At 39.4% G+C, this 16,741-nt stretch carries 16 protein-coding genes; 11 read left to right on the top strand and 5 right to left on the bottom strand.

Annotated elements, in window-relative coordinates; translation table 11 throughout:
* Window positions 1-966 carry an ABC transporter ATP-binding protein gene (locus GHD25_RS05040; protein ID WP_164215283.1) on the top strand — a complete coding sequence of 322 codons (966 nt, stop codon included), beginning with the start codon at window positions 1-3 and terminating at the stop codon, window positions 964-966.
* 38 nt (window positions 967-1,004) lie between these two features.
* The gene (locus GHD25_RS05035; protein WP_164215282.1) at window positions 1,005-2,741 is read left to right on the top strand and encodes a sigma 54-interacting transcriptional regulator; all 1,737 of its coding nucleotides are present in this window, start codon (window positions 1,005-1,007) and stop codon (window positions 2,739-2,741) included.
* Between the two features lie 183 nt (window positions 2,742-2,924).
* Here the strand turns inward: GHD25_RS05035 and GHD25_RS05030 are convergent, their stop codons facing one another.
* From GHD25_RS05030 to GHD25_RS05020, 3 genes are all read right to left on the bottom strand, one after another.
* On the bottom strand, window positions 2,925-3,644 hold the full coding sequence (locus GHD25_RS05030) for a gamma-glutamyl-gamma-aminobutyrate hydrolase family protein (protein WP_164215281.1): 720 nt from the start codon (window positions 3,642-3,644) through the stop codon (window positions 2,925-2,927).
* Between the two features lie 81 nt (window positions 3,645-3,725).
* Window positions 3,726-4,037, bottom strand: a complete 312-nt coding sequence (locus tag GHD25_RS05025) for a hypothetical protein (protein ID WP_164215280.1) — start codon at window positions 4,035-4,037, stop codon at window positions 3,726-3,728.
* 16 nt (window positions 4,038-4,053) lie between these two features.
* Window positions 4,054-5,424: a TRAP transporter large permease subunit gene (locus GHD25_RS05020; protein WP_164215279.1), complete on the bottom strand. Its 1,371-nt coding sequence runs from the start codon at window positions 5,422-5,424 to the stop codon at window positions 4,054-4,056.
* A 197-nt stretch (window positions 5,425-5,621) separates the two neighbouring features.
* Between GHD25_RS05020 and GHD25_RS05015 the strand changes: the two genes are divergently transcribed.
* From GHD25_RS05015 to GHD25_RS05005, 3 genes are all read left to right on the top strand, one after another.
* Window positions 5,622-6,368, top strand: coding sequence for a GntR family transcriptional regulator (locus GHD25_RS05015; protein ID WP_164215278.1), 747 nt, complete (start codon window positions 5,622-5,624; stop codon window positions 6,366-6,368).
* A 100-nt stretch (window positions 6,369-6,468) separates the two neighbouring features.
* Window positions 6,469-7,848, top strand: coding sequence for an acyclic terpene utilization AtuA family protein (locus tag GHD25_RS05010; RefSeq protein ID WP_164215277.1), 1,380 nt, complete (start codon window positions 6,469-6,471; stop codon window positions 7,846-7,848).
* Window positions 7,849-7,869: 21 nt separating this feature from the next.
* Window positions 7,870-8,190 carry a DUF4387 domain-containing protein gene (locus GHD25_RS05005; RefSeq protein ID WP_164215276.1) on the top strand — a complete coding sequence of 107 codons (321 nt, stop codon included), beginning with the start codon at window positions 7,870-7,872 and terminating at the stop codon, window positions 8,188-8,190.
* A gap of 676 nt (window positions 8,191-8,866) precedes the next feature.
* Here GHD25_RS05005 and GHD25_RS05000 read toward each other — a convergent pair.
* Window positions 8,867-9,568, bottom strand: coding sequence for an N-acetylmuramoyl-L-alanine amidase (locus tag GHD25_RS05000; RefSeq protein ID WP_164215275.1), 702 nt, complete (start codon window positions 9,566-9,568; stop codon window positions 8,867-8,869).
* A gap of 639 nt (window positions 9,569-10,207) precedes the next feature.
* On the opposite strand from GHD25_RS05000, the gene GHD25_RS04995 reads away from it, so the two are divergent.
* Window positions 10,208-10,969 (top strand): SDR family NAD(P)-dependent oxidoreductase, encoded by a 762-nt coding sequence (locus GHD25_RS04995; RefSeq protein ID WP_164215274.1) that lies wholly within the window; start codon window positions 10,208-10,210, stop codon window positions 10,967-10,969.
* A 333-nt stretch (window positions 10,970-11,302) separates the two neighbouring features.
* Here the strand turns inward: GHD25_RS04995 and GHD25_RS04990 are convergent, their stop codons facing one another.
* Entirely contained in the window at window positions 11,303-12,145 is an 843-nt protein-coding gene (locus GHD25_RS04990) for a MurR/RpiR family transcriptional regulator (protein ID WP_164215273.1), read from the bottom strand.
* 183 nt (window positions 12,146-12,328) lie between these two features.
* Here GHD25_RS04990 and GHD25_RS04985 point away from each other — a divergent pair, with 183 nt between their 5' ends.
* From GHD25_RS04985 to GHD25_RS04970, 5 genes are read left to right on the top strand one after another with little or no spacing between them, the layout of a single operon-like run.
* Window positions 12,329-13,204 carry an N-acetylneuraminate lyase gene (locus tag GHD25_RS04985; RefSeq protein WP_164215272.1) on the top strand — a complete coding sequence of 292 codons (876 nt, stop codon included), beginning with the start codon at window positions 12,329-12,331 and terminating at the stop codon, window positions 13,202-13,204.
* 30 nt (window positions 13,205-13,234) lie between these two features.
* Entirely contained in the window at window positions 13,235-13,897 is a 663-nt protein-coding gene (locus GHD25_RS04980) for an N-acetylmannosamine-6-phosphate 2-epimerase (protein ID WP_164215271.1), read from the top strand.
* A 17-nt stretch (window positions 13,898-13,914) separates the two neighbouring features.
* Entirely contained in the window at window positions 13,915-14,955 is a 1,041-nt protein-coding gene (locus GHD25_RS04975; protein ID WP_164215270.1) for a sialic acid TRAP transporter substrate-binding protein SiaP, read from the top strand.
* A gap of 22 nt (window positions 14,956-14,977) precedes the next feature.
* Window positions 14,978-15,454 (top strand): TRAP transporter small permease, encoded by a 477-nt coding sequence (locus tag GHD25_RS19790; RefSeq protein ID WP_205601328.1) that lies wholly within the window; start codon window positions 14,978-14,980, stop codon window positions 15,452-15,454.
* Window positions 15,455-16,732: a TRAP transporter large permease gene (locus tag GHD25_RS04970; RefSeq protein ID WP_205601327.1), complete on the top strand. Its 1,278-nt coding sequence runs from the start codon at window positions 15,455-15,457 to the stop codon at window positions 16,730-16,732. It abuts the gene before it with no gap.
* Window positions 16,733-16,741 lie beyond the last annotated feature (9 nt).

The following is a 16,741-nucleotide window of genomic DNA, read 5'->3' as shown; positions in this document are numbered from 1 at the left end:
ATGACAGCAACACCACTAGTTGAAGTAAAGAATATAAAAAAATACTTTCCAGTTAAAAAAGGAATACTTGGATTGAAGAAATCCTATGTTAAGGCAGTTGATGATGTATCTTTTACGATTCATAAAGGGGAGACGCTCGGTCTTGTAGGGGAGAGCGGCTGTGGAAAATCTACTACTGGTCGTCTTATCATGAGTTTACTAGATGCTACGGAGGGTCAAATATATTTCGAAGGTAATGAAATTACCACCCTAAGTGATAATGAAATTCGTAAGGCTCGAAGAGATTTTCAAATGATTTTCCAAGATCCTTATGCATCATTGAATCCTAGAATGATGGTAAAAGATATTATTAATGAACCATTAATTGTTCATGGCTTCGAACCAAAAGAGCGAATGAAACGGGTTAAAGAACTTCTGGAAGTTGTAGGTTTAAATGCTTATCATGCAGATCGTTACCCGCATCAATTTAGTGGGGGGCAACGCCAACGAATCGGTATTGCCCGGGCATTAGCAGTGAGCCCTAAGTTGATTATTGCGGATGAGCCAGTTTCAGCCCTAGATGTTTCCATTCAATCACAGATTTTGAATTTATTAAAAGACCTTCAAAATTCATTTGATCTAACGTATCTGTTTATAGCTCATGATTTAAGTGTAGTGGAACATATTAGTGATCGGGTAGGTGTTATGTATTTAGGGAAAATAGTTGAAATAGCAGATAAAAAAACTTTATATAAAGACCCACAACACCCTTATACCAAATCATTATTATCAGCTGTTCCTATTCCGGATCCTAAGTTGAAACGGGAGCGAATTATTTTGAAAGGTGATATTCCTAGTCCAGCTAGTCCACCGAGTGGATGTACTTTTCATACGCGATGTCCTTTAGCAACTGAAGTTTGTAAAAAGGAGGTTCCGAAGTTACGTGAAACCAGTGATGGACATTATGTATCCTGTCATCTCGTTTAATAAAATAAATATACAGCTTTAGATTGGAGCTGAAAGAAATGGAACTTAGAAAGGTAAACATAATTGCAATTCAAGAAAGGTATTTAGATATAATTACAAAGCAAGTGAAAGAAATACTTGGAGATAAAATAATTATTAATTCAATAACAGTAAAGGATCTTCAAAAAAATACGGTTACAAATGAAGATATTGTTGTTATTTCAAACAGTCAGATCAAGGGGTTAGTAACCCAGCTAATACCTGAAAATTGTCCAATTGTTATTGCGAAACGTGATATAAACTATACCAATACAAAAAAATTATTAAATCTCCCACCAGGTCAACAAATTTTGGTGGTGAATGATAACAAAAGTAATACAGAGGAAACAGTTCAATCCCTAAAGGAAATTGTCTTCGAACATAATTATCAAGCTTATGTACCAGAAGAGACTATCTCAAACACAGTTGACTATATTGTTACACCTGGTGAGCAACATCTTCTGCCTAAAAGTTTATCGAATGTGATTGATATAGGGTATAGGTTGTTAAGCATTAGCACATTTGAAGAAATAATAGATCTGCTGGAAATTAACTATCAGAGGACACAAATTATTAAGCGTTATTTTAAAGCTTGTGTTTCTTTATCCGGAAATGGTGTTACGCAAACAAATAATAACAAAGATATCCGAAATGTTGCGCAATATCACTTTGAGGATATTATCGCTGTGAGTAACCCTATGAAGGATGCAGTTGCACTAGCTAAAAAATATTCAAGGAATGAAACTATCTCTCATATTCATATAGATGGAGAAACAGGTACTGGAAAAAGTATGTTTGCACAAGCAATTCATAATTATTCTAATTTAGCTGAACTACCGTTTATTTCAACAAGCTGTGTTTCAAAACCTTTTGATCATGTGGAGAAAGAGTTATTCGGATCAGAAATCGACGAGGAAATATCATATGGACTATTTGAACTTGCCAAGTATGGCACAGTTTGTATAAAAGATGTTTGGGATCTGCCCTTATCTCTGCAAAAAAGGTTGTATCAAGTTCTTAAGACAGGGGAATTTTCCCGTTTGGCTAGTAGCGAGGTTATACCGCTTCAATCCCGGGTGATAACTACAAGCTCTAAGAATAGTAGAGAATTAGAAAAAGGTTTAATATGCAGTGATCTTTATCGTTTACTTACGAAATACTCATTGGAAGTTCCTGCTTTAGCTGAAAGGTTGGAAGATTTTTCATCGTTAATTGATAATATAAAACAAAGGATTAATCGATCGGATATTCTTTTCACCAATGAAGTTATTGACTATTTAAAGTCCCACGACTGGGAAAGGAATGTGAAAGAACTTTATAATGTTATTACCTATTTAGCTTTCCTAGAAGAAGCCCCTATTGGGATGGATTCTCTGCCATTTTATCTTCGGTCAAAGGCTAATGAGAAAAAGTTTAATGATATTGAAATACATACTAAAATTATCTCTAAAATTGAAGAGCATGGGTTTTTGGACGAAAGTATAGAAATATTAAACACTTTTTATGAAGGGAAAAAAGTATATAATTCTTATGGTAGAAAAGCATTGAAGAAGCATCTGGAGAAAAAAGGATTAAGTCTATCTGAGCAGCAATTACGTATGCGTTTAGAAGTACTTCAGGAATTGGATTTAACGATCGTAAGACAGGGGAGAGCGGGTACCACAATTTCACGAAAAGGTGAAGAGTTTCTTAAAGGTTATTTTAAAAATAAAATTACTCGGGAAAGTAAAGAATTAGATTTAAAAATAGTTAAGTAGGAGGCAGTAGAATATACTTCCGGAGGAATTAGGATATATCCATGGAAATTAAGAGGCTCCTCAATTTCGCAAAGTACGTATCAGCTGCGTCGGACAAGTTCGAAGCCGGATACGGTAATTTGAGGAATAAATGGGGACTATCAAACATCATCCCCCGGTACCAGGGGGGAATGATGTTGCTCATCAGTCATGTTCGGAACCTCTATCTTTAAATTCCTCAGCCGCCCTAATAAAGCTTCTGTAAATATGATTCATTTTTTCACTTTCCACCATAAATTCCGGATGAAACTGAAGCCCCAATATAAACTGTGAAGTGGTCCCTTCCATACTTTCAATCACTTTATCTTTCGAGTAAGAGGTTATTTTTAGGCCATTGCCCACTTGATCAATGGCCTGACTGTGGAAACTATTTACTTCCGCTTCTTCACTTTGTATAGCCTGATATAAAATCGTTTCACGTTCAACAAATATCCTGTGTGAAGGCTGTGCTCCGGCTTCCTTCTGGAGATGAGCTTTACCCGGCAGGTTTTCAAGGGACCCGCCCATCAGTTCATTGATCATCTGATACCCCCTGCAAATTCCCAGCAATGGGGTACCCATTTTCAAAGCATAGTTAATGATTTCGCTTTCAAAATCATACCTGTCCGGATTTTGTTCCCGCAAACCCGGTAAAACATCCATTTGTTCAATATGTGGCAGCAAACCGCCTCCGCCACTTAGTAATATGCCATCGTATAAATGAAGCATAGATGTAATTTCTTCCACTGGCAATATAGGAATAATTTGCGGGATCGCCCCATTTTTATAAACCATATCTGTATATGATTTATCTAATTGAAACGTACCATTCTCCCCTTCATGTGGCTTAAAATTACAACTGACACCAATTATCGGTTGACGCATTCCTTTTACCCTCTCTCTTTAAAGGAATAAAATTTTATTCTGTTCCATAAGCTCCAGGATTGCAATTCTCTCGCCCGCATCTTAGGAAACAATATTCTTTTTGGTCTCTTCTTCATCTTCTGCCAGCTCATCCTGATTATCCGGGTCCTTATCCATCGTCAATGTGTGCCGCTTACTAACATAAATATTAATGATGCCGGCCAGTACAGCAATAGTTGCTAACCGGATCGACCAGGTCATCAGATCTCCGGATACAACAGCTAAATTCTCTCCGGTTGTTCCGCCAATGATTAACGCAGTTAAAAATAATAAAGCAACGAACAAACCAAGAGATAATGCAATCAACGTAATCCAGGTATACAATTTATCCGTAACATTTGTAAGCACTTTCATTTTTTCACACCTTTCGCTATAGCCCTAAAATAGGCAGGAGACCTGTTAACAATATCATGGTTAATAATATATGTGTCGCTATCCAAATAATCGCCGACTTTGCCGTTTTCTGAAAACCTGATCCTGCTATTCCCATGGCAACATATAGGCCAAGTGCCAACGGAGGAGTCATTCCTTCAAGTGCTCCGGTCATGGCAGGCAGCAATGCAGCAAATAGAACAGGGTCCCCGCCAAGCGTGGCAAAAACAGTGATCATTGCTCCACCTAAAATAGCAATTTGTGCGGATCCCGGCAAAACCATTCCCAGCACCATGAATAGTAATGGTAATAGAATAATAATCATGGTTAAATTCAAGCCAAAGGATAAGACCCATTCACGTACGACCGTATCCATCTGTAAACCTACAAAAATTTGAGATAATGCATACGCCATATAAATTGTAACACCAATAGGCACTACCTTTAACAATGAATTGCTGAAAATATCCAGTAAATTTTTCAAGTTTACTTTGGCATTCGGCAATGCTTTCCGGCCGATCATTAAGGCGTATCCTCCGGCAATTGCCGGGGTAAACATTAATACAGAATTTGAATAAGCAGCCGTACCCTCTTCGCCAATCCTCCCTAAAAAGAAGTTTTCGAATTGGGCATCAGCAAATAATGGGACAAAAATAAGTAAAGGCAGAAACAAAGCAGTCCACCCTTTTTTAAGGCTTGGCCGAAACGTTGGCAGTTCTTCAACTGGAACTGGTTTTACTTTATATACTTTGCATAAAACCCATAATGTAACCAGCCGCTGCAGTAAAAACCAAAGTCCGATACCATAGGCTAAAACCATCCAACTGCTCAAAGAAATACTGTCAGGGACAAGTTCAATCAGAATACCGTAAGTTAGAATCACAATTCCTGATGGCGGGATAATATTTCCCAACATACTTGCAGACATTTCAGTGCTGGCAGCAAGCGGTGCAGGAAAGTTAGAACGTTTCATCATAGGGATGGTAAATACCCCTGTTGCTGCAACATTACCCGGGCCTGTGCCTGATAAGCTGGCCATAAATGTACTTGAAAGCATGGCAACATACCCGGCCCCGCCTTTAAATTTCCCTACAACCGCCAACATCAAATTGATAATCTTATTGATCACTTTCGTAGAATCAAATAATACTGCGATTGCCAGAAAAGCAAAGATGGCGTAGAACAAAGAACTTGTAGAAGGGTATATCAGCGCCTCCCAAAATAAATCAAATGATCCTGTAATCACCACAATAAACAAAAATGACAAGGTCATCACTTCGTACATGGGCCGTTTAAGCCAAATAAATAAAACAGCCACAAAAATAAGTAAAGCTATCAAGTACAAAATCGGCATTGGTACTCCAAACATATTACACCTCCAAATTATTCACTCATTATAAAAGAGTTTATATTAATTTATTAGAGATTATAACAAAACAGTACAAATTGTCAACGGATTTTGAAAAAACTTTTAATAAAATATAAATAGATGGAAAACGCAGCTTATTTGGTTATAATAATAATGAGACTGATTATATATACGTTATTGATTAGGAGGTACCTCTCATGATTAAACGAGGGTTAAAAACACCATTATATGAACAATTAAAAGATAAATTAAAAGAACAAATACAGAATAACGAGCTGAAACCGAATGACCAGCTTCCATCGGAGAAAGAGCTTGAAGCACATTACGGTGTAAGCAGAATTACTGTTCGCCAGGCAATTGCATTAGCTGAGAAAGAAGGATTGGTCTCCAAAATACATGGGGTAGGCACATTTGTAGCCACCCCTAAAGTGGAACAGGAACTGGATACGATCAACAACTTTCAAAATACTGTGGAGAGATTAGGTCTCGTGGCTTCTACGGAGATTATTAAAAGAGACAGAATATCAGGCGATTTTCAACTTGCCAAGCTTTTGAATACAAATGTCATGGATATCATCTTTAATATGCAGCTTGTAGGATCAGGAGATAACTATCCAATCGTATATTACAATTCATTTTTTTCCGATAAAATAGGAAAAGCGGCCATGGAGATAGCAGAGGAATTTAAAATGAAGCAAACCCCTTTTTCTACTTTGGATATATATCATGACATTGATTCAGTAACACCAACCCACCTTGAACAAACTTTTGAAGCAATGGGAGCGAATGCCGAAGTCGCCGATCATTTAAACATAGATCAAGGGTTTCCTTTACTGAAAATTACTTCGATGGTATATGAAAATCAAACACCGCTTGAGTACAGGGAGTCTTATTACCGCGGGGATAAATACAAGTTTTTTGCAACCCGTACTCTAATTAACTAACTTATTTGATTATAAATCGATCCTATTTTCAGAATTGACATAACCTATATTTGTGTTAAACTCATTGTTATAACACATTATAACAACTGGGAGGATGGTTATGAAAAAGGAGTTGCGTATTGTAAGTCCAAACGGTCATTTAGGATTTGCTCCAACAAAAGAAGAAAGTTTTAAATTAGCAGCTGCCACCAAGCCTGATTATTATTGCTGTGATTCCGGCAGTGATGATATTGGGGCTTCTGCGCTTGGGTCTGACAGGTCAGTAAGTATGTATAATTGGCAAAAACATGATTTGGAACTCATGTTACTGGCATCAAGAGAACAAGATGTCCCTATGCTGATTGGTTCGTCAGGAGATACAGGTGCGAATAGCCGTGTCGATATGTATGTGCAAATGATTAAAGATTTAGCAAAAGAACATGACTTGCCGCCTTTTAAAATAGCGTACTTTTATTCTGAGGTCGAGAAAAATTATTTGAAGGATAAATTGACGAATGAGGTTGTCATTGAAGGGTTGGATGAGCGTGAAAATCTTCAAATGGAAAACGTTGAAAAAACCGATCGTATTGTGGCGGTAGCAGGCGTACATCCATTTATTGAAGCCCTTGATATGGGAGCGGATGTTGTAATTGGCGGGAGATCCAGTGATGTAGCCATTTTTGCTGCACCGGCCATTCGTGAAGGCTTCCCTGAAGCAAATGCATATTATTTAGGCAAAGTCCTGGAATGTGCCTCTTTTTGTGCAGAACCATATGGCGCAAAAGAAAGTGTAATCGGTACCATTACCCATGATGATGTAAAAGTGACAGCCATGCATCCTGATCAGCGCTGTACAGTGGCATCTGTTGCAGGCCATGCGATGTATGAAAGAGCAAACCCATATTATGAATATTTTGCCGGCGGCATGCTGGACATGAAACATTGCCATTATGAACAATACAATGAAAAAACGACGAAAATTACGGGAATGAAGTATGTTCCCGTTGAAGGTGATATAAAAGTAAAGCTTGAAGGTTCCGGGATGGTTGGTGAGAAATTTCTTGGCATCGCCGGGGTCCGGGATCCTTATACCATTGAACATATTGATGATGTCATTAAATTTGCTTACGAACAGGTAGAAAAAGAATTTGCAGGAGAAGAATACCACTTAAATTTCCGCATCTTTGGAAAAAATGGTGTGATGGGAGATTTGGAACCTGTTACAGAAATTAAGTCTCATGAATTAGGAATTGTCGTAGAAGGAGTTGCGGATTCGAAAGTTACTGCAGAGGAATTGACGCTCTTTGCCACAAGACAAATTTTTTACGCAAGACTTCCGCAGGTAAAAGGAACAGCGGGAACAGCAGCTTATTTGATTGATGATGTTATTTATGCAGGACCAACCTATGAGTGGACGATGAATCACGTGGTACCTGTGGAGGATCCACTTGAGCTGTTTGATGTGCAAGTGGAGGAAGTAAATCAAAAAGTAAATGCGTAATTAATGAGAGGGTGAATAGGATTGTCCAAAAAAACTCTAAATGATTTGGCGAAAACGATTCGTTCCAAGAATGCTGGAACAGATAAGATCACATTTGATATTATTTTCAGAGAGAAAGAACAATATGATCTCGTATGCAAGAGCGAAGTGTTAACAAAGGAAACGATAGCTGAACTTTATCATATTCCATTGGAGAGGGTTACAGATTTTGTTCAGTTCGATCCGGCATATGCGATCAAGTTTACCATTAGACGTAATAAACCGAGTGGAAGTCCTGGTGACGGCGATATTTTCGGAAGCCAGCAGTATGCACCATTATTGGATGTAGAAGTTCCGGTTTAAGGTATTTCATTATTATTACTGTAAATTCTGATGATTCAATGATCGCTTTGATGTTTTACTGGATAGAAACCGAAATAAAAGATACGGCTTACCCTCCTATATTTTTATAGGAGGTTTTGTTTTATACGATGGATTAAAACTCCACCTTCGCCACAAATATAAAATATCAAATTTACGCATGCTCCCAGCATATTATTTTTTTTCATTCGCCTAGTCACAATTTATTTATCTTTCCTGGAGGAGATCGTGAAGTTTTATCGGGACCCCCAAGATTTATAAGCTCCTTGATAATGCAAGCATTCATTATATCCGGATGACTTTCTTCAAATCATTGCATTCATTTTACGCGACCCTGGTGAATACGACATATGTAAGCGAAAAATAACCCGCACCTATGTTTAGATGCGGACTACTGTTATCATTTATTTAGATTTATTGGTGACAGGACATTCATTAGGGAGTGAAGCGAAACACGGCAGAAGTTGAGTCAGATTATATAAAAAAGAAGGCATAATTCTCTTTTTTGAGAACTATACCATCTTTTAGAGACTTTCTCGGTTTCCTTCACAATAAGCGGATACATTACTGAAAGGGGATTTTTAAATTATTGAAAGAGGGCTTTTGAATTAAGAATCTCTAACTATTTCATCCTATTCTTTTTGGAAAACGCGTTTACTTACTCTTGCACGATATAAACGTCAAACCCTGCATCACTTGCTTGATCGGCAAGTGCTACTGCATTGCCTCTGTCGCTGAATGCACCAATTTGGACTTTATAAAGACCGCCTTCATGCACGATAAAGTTATCAAACCCAGCATCTGTTGCCTGATTGGCTAATTGCACGGCATTGTCCCGTACACCAAATGCACCAATCTGAACTTTATAAAGCGTACCAGGTGATCCCTGGTTTCCAATACCTGCTTTAAATTCATTCCATGTTGGCAAAAGCTTTCTTGGACAGTATTTACCACTCCAATGGCTATGGGAAACAACATTACCCAATGAAATATTATTCGTACTCATCAACTGATTAATCAGCCATTGTGCATTTTCTACCGCCCTATTGAAGTTACCATCACTATTCTCGCAAATTTCAATTCCTATCGACCTGGTATTCCCGCTGCCTGAACCATCACCTGCATGCCAGCCCTGTTGAAAGTCTTCCAGCGTTTGCCATATTTCAGTGTCATCTACAGTATAGTGCCAGCTGGCTTGTCGGCCGCCACTGCCATTATGCAGATAATTTTTATGCATTTCAGCATCTGCCCCAGCCGACGTATTAGCCGTATTGTGAACGGTAATATAAAGTGGTGTCATCGTACGCCCCGGAACATTTGGAGCGTTTTGTGAAAGAATAGCTCTTTTAATTGGAACCATAATTTATCATCTCCTTCGCTATATAAGCTATGTTCTATCAAAGTGCCTGTACATTATAAACAACCAAAAAAAGTAGACTCTTGTAATCGTTAAGAGAAAATAGACTCTTCTTCTAATGAATTTATTACACTTTTTCTATGAAAATGGACGAACCGATTGGTGTCGTTTGAAGTTTTGCAAATGTGAGTAATGGGCAGCCGGGAAATTACATCGGGGCAAACTTTTTTCCGATTTTATTTAATCCTGCTTTAACCTGAGTATCATAATCAAGATATTGGACATTATAAAAGTTGAATGGAAGGAAATTAAATAGGAGTTTGCATAGAGGGGGAGAGTCAACGTGTGAAATTATGGAGACACAGAATGAACCTGATATAACCACTATACATGAAAATCTCTAAACTGCTTGCTCATCTTTAGTAATATCCGAAGATTGGCACAGGAGTAGAGGTCTAGTTCTTTTTGTGTGTGTTATTTAGAACTGTTTCTTAAACAAGCTTAATGGAAGGAAGCGATACGGAGATAGCATCTATACATATTATTAACTTCTAAGTAAGCAAAAAAATTGTGTTTACACAAAATAGTTGTTATGATATTAATATAATAAGTTACTAAAAATAACTAACTGGAGGAATGTAAATGGGGCGTTTAGCAGATAAAGTAGCAATCATAACAGGTGCCGCTGATGGACAGGGTGCTGAAGAAGCACGCTTATTTGCAAAAGAAGGGGCAAAGGTTGTTGCTACAGATGTGCAATCAGGTAAAGTAGAAGCTGTAGTAAAAGAAATAAAAGACAATGGTGGACAAGCCATTGCAATAGCACAGGATGTTGCCAATGAAGATGACTGGAAAAAGGTTGTGAATACAGCAGTCGAAAACTTTGGGAAAGTAGACGTATTAGTAAATAACGCAGGAATAACAGGCGATTTAGCTGCGGGAGCTGCAGATACAGAGACAGAAGAATGGGATAGAGTAATTGATGTTGACCTGAAAGGTGTCTTTTTAGGTATGAAATATGTCATTCCGGAAATGAAAAAAGTTGGTAAAGGCTCTATCATCAACATTTCATCGATTGCCGGCCTGATAGGAAACGGAGGACCTCATGCATATACTGCAGCCAAAGGTGGCGTGAGATTAATGACCAAAAATGCTGCTGTAGATTATGGAAAAGATCAAATCCGTGTGAACTCCATCCACCCGGGTCATATTAAAACACCAATGACCAAAGACTTTCTTGGTACGGAAGAGCTGTTGAAAGGACAATTAGCTAGAATACCGTTGGATTGGATAGCAGATCCAATAGATATTGCGAATGGCGCTTTATATTTAGCTTCAGATGAATCCCGATTCGTGACAGGGACAGAATTGGTTATTGACGGTGGACTGACAGCTAAATCATAAATTAAGCTTCAGTCTTGTTTCACAGAATAGGGACTGAATAAGCTGGGACAGAATAGGCATAAGAACTTCAAAATGGTTTTGATCATCGGATCAAGATGGTCAAAACCATTTTTCATTTTTGTATTGGTGATACCTGAGAACCCTTATCATATACAACTTTTATGGTGAAATAATTCTTTTTTTAGTATTTAAAATCATGGTCCGGCTGATAGAGCATATTATGATTTTGTGGGTAAGTAGTAAATGCTGACGTCCCATATAATTAAATATAAACAGAAATTAAAAAAACAAGGGCATCCATACCATAGAGAGATTACCCTTGTTTTTTTAATTTTAATATAATTTTTCGGATATCGTTTGTGCAACCTGCTCTTTAATTTGTTTGGCCCCTTCATAATTTTTCATCGTGATTCCCGTGCATAACAGATCGATCACAAACAACTGGGATATTTTTGATACAAGTGAGCCGCTGTCCAATGGATTTTCTTTTGCGGAAGTCAGCAGGACGATATCGGCATAACTGGTTAAAGGTGATTCCATATAGTTCGTGATTGCAATTACTGCAGCGCCGTTACTCTTTGCTGTTTTTACAGCATCCACGATATCTTTGGTGCTGCCTGTAAGGCTGATCGCGATAATGACTGTTTCCCTGTTGGTGGAGTTGGAACGGATTACCTGATTGTGAGAGTCTGTGATGGTTTCGATGTTCATCCCAATTCGCATTAATCTATTTTGCATATCCAGGCCGGCAATTCCCGACGAAGACACACCATACACAACAACAGATTGAGCATCGTGTATTTTATCAATGGCCATCTGTAAGTGGTCATCGTCCACTAATTTGTACGTATCGTCGACTGCTTGGATCATATTGTTTCTTACTTTGTCGATATATGTTCCGTCATTCCCATGCTTCTCGCGAATAGAGAGCTCTCTTGCCAAAGCCAGTTTGAACTCCTGATAACCTTTATAACCAAGTTTGCGGCAAAACCGTAAAACGGTTGCTTCGCCAACGTGGCATGCAATAGCCATTTCCGTTAGTGATTGATAAACAATATTTTCAAAGTTTTCTGTAATGAAGTTGTACAATTTCAGCTCGGATTTTGTGAATTTATTCTTGTGCTGCTCCATTAACATGGACAAGTTTAGGTTATTGTCATTAAAACGGTTCACCATTCCCCATCTCCTTTGTACATTCTCCCACTAATTTTATCTTACCTTTAAAACAGCTGCAGCTCTTTTTTGGAGTTAAACTCCATTTTTAAAAAATAATTGACAACTTACTTTCATACTGATATGATACACCTAAATCTTCAAAAATGAAAGCGTGTTCTCGAAAATAGGAATGGAGGGACAACAATGAAAGGTATTATTACAGCCTTGCTAACACCGTTTAACAAGGATGGTACACTCAATGAAAAAGGTCTAAGGGAGGTGGTTCGCTATAATATTGACGACATGAAAGTGAATGGGTTATATGTAGGCGGTTCCACAGGAGAGAGTTTTCTGATGGATGAAAGTGCCAAAAAAGATTTACTTAGAATAGTCAAAGAGGAAGCCGGAAATGCTGTCACGCTGATTGGACAGATTGGCTCCTTGAACATAGAGGAAGCAGTACGATTGGGCAGGGATGCCAAGCAGCTCGGGTATGACGCGCTATCTGCGATCACGCCATATTATTATAAATTCAGCTTTCGGGAAATCAAGGCTTATTACGAGCGGCTGACAGAGGAAACGGATCATCCAATGATTATCTATTCAAATCCTGCCTTTACCGGCGCACAATTTTCTATTGAAGACTACGGAGAATTACTGGCAATTCCAAATGTGATGGGAGTCAAGTACACGGATACGGATCTTTCCAAACTGGCCGTATTAAAAGACATACATCAAGATAAAGTATTCTTCAGCGGGGCTGATGATATGGTACTGCAATTTGCGGTTTCCGGAGCAGATGGAGCCATTGGCAGCACGTATAACATTATAGGCAAGGAAGCGCTTGCGTTATATGAAGCTGTAAAAAGCGCTGATATGGAAAAGGCGAAAGATTTACAAAAACAGATGAATAAAGTGATAGCCCAATTGGAAAAACTCGGTGTCTATCAAACTATTAAACATGTATTAAAACAGTATGGAATTGACGCCGGCTATATGAAATTCCCTTTCAAAGAACTTACAGAGGATGAAAGGAAACAGGCAGAAAAGATTGTAAACATCATATCCACAGAAGAATAAATCAGAAATAGTTCAATGGGAGTTTAGTAAATGAGTAAAAAATTAATTGTATCTTGTCAAGCTTTAGAAGATGAACCGCTTCACAGTTCATATATCATGTCCAAAATGGCATTGGCTGCCTATCAGGGAGGGGCTAATGGCATTCGGGCCAATAGTGTGGCCGATGTGCAAGCCATAAAAAAAGAAGTCAATTTGCCCATTATAGGGATTATAAAACAGAATTACGATGACAGTGAAGTCAGAATCACTCCCACGATTAAGGAAGTACAAGCTTTGTATGAAGAGGGAGTCGAAATCATCGCATTTGATGCAACAGACAGAGTCCGGCCGAATAAGGAAACACTGGAAACCTTTATTCACGAGGTGAAGGAAAAATTCCCCGGGCAAAGATTGATGGCAGATGTGTCCAATGCACAGGAAGCTATCCAGGCAGAGAAATTGGGGGTGGACCTGGTGGGCACCACGCTGGTCGGCTATACGGCTGATACAGAAGGTGACCGTCCTCTCGATGCGCTTGAAGCCATCCTGCAGGCAATAGATATACCAGTGATTGCGGAGGGAAATATAGATACTCCGGATAAAGCGAAGCGGGCGCTGGAAATGGGTGCCTCCGCTGTCGTGGTGGGAAGTGCGATTACAAGGCCACAGGAAATAACAAGGAAGTTTTCTTTAAAAATGAGTGAAGTGGAATAAATAAGGAGGAGAATGTAATGAAAAGAAGTCTGATTTTCTTATTAGGTGCAGTGATGCTGCTCGTTATGGCAGCATGTGGAGGTAATGAGGGCGATACGGCTTCAAATGGCGAAAGTGATGGAAATGGCGGCTCGGAGGAAACGTATGAACTGCAGTTTGGAATGCAGCCGAACACCCAGTCCAATGAATATGAGGCTGCTGAATATTTGGCAGAATATGTGGAGGAAGAAAGTGATGGGCAGCTGACGGTCACCATATACCCGGACGCGCAACTGGGAGATGACCTTTCCATGCTGGGGCAATTGCAGGAAGGATCATTGGATATCACTTTATCGGAAATGGGACGGTTTGGTCAGTGGATCCCGCGTTCCGAGCTTTTGGCAGTACCTTACGTAATTGAGGATTTTGATCACATCCTGCGTGTCGTTTATGAGACGGAATTTGGTGAAGAACTGCGAAATGAATTAGTGGAAGAGCATGGTCTCCGTGTGGTTGACAGTGCGTATAACGGTACACGCGTGACATCTTCCAATTTTGAAATCAATGAACTGGCGGATATGGAAGGCATGAACCTCCGTGTCCCTGAAGCAGAAACACTGCTTGACTATGCGGAATATGTGGGAGCCAACCCGACACCGATGAGTTTTGATGAAGTTTATCTGGCTTTGCAGACGAATCAGGTTGACGGTCAGGATAACCCGCTTCCTGCCGTAAGAGCAAATAGCTTCCATGAAGTACAGGACTATATCGCATTGACCAATCATGTTGTAAATGATAACACGTATGTGGTCAGTGAACAGACGTGGCAGGATCTTCCAGAAGACCTTCAACAGATTCTGAACGATGGTATTGCAGAAGCGACAGACTATCACACGGAATTATTCCAAACAGAGGAAGAAGAATTGGTTCAGTTCTTTGAAGAGGAAGGTCTGACAATAACAGAGCCGGATCTGACAGAATTTAGAGAGGCTGTCTCAGAAGCGTATCCGAAGTACTTTGACAAAATTGGTGAAGGTGCAGAGGAATATATGGAAATCATAGATGAAGCTCGAGAATAAACAACCATGAAGGTGATCAGGCATGTTGAAGAAGATTTATAACAATTTTGAAGAAATTATTGGAAGCGGTTTGTTTGTGGCCATGCTGGTTGTTTTGGTTGTACAAACTCTGACACGCCAAGGGATTGGAGTTCCCTTGGTGTGGACAGAGGAACTGAGCAAACTTCTTTTCATTTATGCCGGTTATTTGGGGATTGCAGCCTGTATAAAAGATAACAGTCATGTGGCCATTGATGTTTTTGTTAATAGACTCCCCGCTAAAGCGCAAAAATGGGTGTATATATTCAATCAGTTTTTAATACTTTGTACGCTTATAGTGGTATTTATTATTAGTATCCCTATTTTGCAAAGTCAGACGCATTTAAATATCGTTACTTTACAAATTTCATATGCCTATATGTTCGCAGCTCTCCCGATTCTTACGCTCATTATGATCTACCGATTGATTGAGCGTATAGTTAAAGAATGGCGAGAAGGCAAGACTGAGGAGGTGAAATAGATGGAGATAGCAATTATTTTCATCGCATGGTTAGTCTTACTATTTCTGGGTATTCCTGTTGGCTTCACCTTAATTATGGCTGCTTTATTGTACTTTATTATAGGAGATTGGAGCCTTATTTACGCCTCGGGTGCCCAGCTGATAAGCGGAATCAATAATTTCACCTTACTTGCTATTCCGTTCTTTATACTAACGGGAACATTGATGAACTCATCCGGGATCACGGACCGTATTTTTAATTTTGCCATGTCATTGGTGGGACATGTACCCGGCGGTGTCGGGCATGTTAACATCACCGCCAGTTTAATGTTCTCCGGTATGTCCGGTTCATCACTGGCAGACGCCGGAGGGCTGGGCCAGCTGGAAATCAGAACGATGCGGAAGGCAGGCTATGATGATGACTTTAACGGTGGATTGACCGCAGCTTCATCGATTCTCAGCGGAATTATTCCACCCAGTCTGAACATGATTATTTATGCAGCACTTGCCAATGTTTCGGTTGCTTCCATGTTTATTGCGGGGCTCGTTCCAGGTCTGCTTGTAGCGATATCTCTATTTATAACTACGTTTATTATTGCTAAAAAACGGAACTACATAGTACTTGAGCGGGCCAGCCTGAAAGTGATCGGCGAGAACTTCCTGAAATCTTTTTGGGCATTGCTGACTCCTTTAATTATCATCGTCGGAATTTTTTCTGGATTTTTTACGCCGACGGAAGCTGCTGTAGTAAGTACTGTTTATGCTTTATTTCTTGGTTTTTTTGTTTATCGGGAACTGACGTTAAAGAAAGTGTATGCCAATATCGTCGATGCGCTGAAGATGACCGGAGTGGTCGTGCTGATGCTTGCTGCTGTGGAGTTTTTTGGCCAATTCGTGGCAAGAGAGCGAGTGGCCATCAAAGTGGCTGAAGGCTTTTTGGGTATTACGGAAAACCCAATCTTTCTTCTCATGTTAATCAGCGTATTATTGATTGTCCTTGGCACATTTGTGGAGGCGCTTGCGTTACTGGTCCTGGTCGTTCCGGTTCTGATTCCGGTAGTAACAAGTGCCGGTGTTGACCCCATCTTTTTCGGTGCATTTGTCGTTCTGAATTTAATGATTGGCATTTTGACACCACCGATGGGTATGGCATTATTTGTAGTGTCGCGGGTTGGTAATATTCCGGTGGGCACCATGTACAGAGGCGTCCTGCCATTCCTGATTCCGCTCATTCTTGTTACGGTAGTGTTGATCTTTTTCCCTGAATTATCCACATTCCTGGTGGACTTGCTTAATTAGATTGTAAAA

It is taken from the genome of Virgibacillus aidingensis, assembly GCF_010994035.1.
Lineage (GTDB): Bacteria > Bacillota > Bacilli > Bacillales > Amphibacillaceae > Virgibacillus_N.
This window is presented reverse-complemented; position numbering and strand designations above follow the sequence as displayed.

What these genes read in the sequence shown, in the direction of transcription:
- GHD25_RS05030 (WP_164215281.1), bottom strand. Translation starts at nt 3,644, where the DNA reads ATGCGTCAACCGATAATTGGTGTCAGTTGTAATTTTAAGCCACATGAA.
- GHD25_RS05020 (WP_164215279.1), bottom strand. Translation starts at nt 5,424, where the DNA reads ATGTTTGGAGTACCAATGCCGATTTTGTACTTGATAGCTTTACTTATT.
- GHD25_RS04985 (WP_164215272.1), top strand. Translation starts at nt 12,329, where the DNA reads ATGAAAGGTATTATTACAGCCTTGCTAACACCGTTTAACAAGGATGGT.
- GHD25_RS05035 (WP_164215282.1), top strand. Translation starts at nt 1,005, where the DNA reads ATGGAACTTAGAAAGGTAAACATAATTGCAATTCAAGAAAGGTATTTA.
- GHD25_RS04990 (WP_164215273.1), bottom strand. Translation starts at nt 12,145, where the DNA reads ATGGTGAACCGTTTTAATGACAATAACCTAAACTTGTCCATGTTAATG.
- GHD25_RS05000 (WP_164215275.1), bottom strand. Translation starts at nt 9,568, where the DNA reads ATGGTTCCAATTAAAAGAGCTATTCTTTCACAAAACGCTCCAAATGTT.
- GHD25_RS04970 (WP_205601327.1), top strand. Translation starts at nt 15,455, where the DNA reads ATGGAGATAGCAATTATTTTCATCGCATGGTTAGTCTTACTATTTCTG.
- GHD25_RS04975 (WP_164215270.1), top strand. Translation starts at nt 13,915, where the DNA reads ATGAAAAGAAGTCTGATTTTCTTATTAGGTGCAGTGATGCTGCTCGTT.
- GHD25_RS04980 (WP_164215271.1), top strand. Translation starts at nt 13,235, where the DNA reads ATGAGTAAAAAATTAATTGTATCTTGTCAAGCTTTAGAAGATGAACCG.
- GHD25_RS05025 (WP_164215280.1), bottom strand. Translation starts at nt 4,037, where the DNA reads ATGAAAGTGCTTACAAATGTTACGGATAAATTGTATACCTGGATTACG.
- GHD25_RS05010 (WP_164215277.1), top strand. Translation starts at nt 6,469, where the DNA reads ATGAAAAAGGAGTTGCGTATTGTAAGTCCAAACGGTCATTTAGGATTT.
- GHD25_RS04995 (WP_164215274.1), top strand. Translation starts at nt 10,208, where the DNA reads ATGGGGCGTTTAGCAGATAAAGTAGCAATCATAACAGGTGCCGCTGAT.
- GHD25_RS05040 (WP_164215283.1), top strand. Translation starts at nt 1, where the DNA reads ATGACAGCAACACCACTAGTTGAAGTAAAGAATATAAAAAAATACTTT.
- GHD25_RS19790 (WP_205601328.1), top strand. Translation starts at nt 14,978, where the DNA reads ATGTTGAAGAAGATTTATAACAATTTTGAAGAAATTATTGGAAGCGGT.
- GHD25_RS05015 (WP_164215278.1), top strand. Translation starts at nt 5,622, where the DNA reads ATGATTAAACGAGGGTTAAAAACACCATTATATGAACAATTAAAAGAT.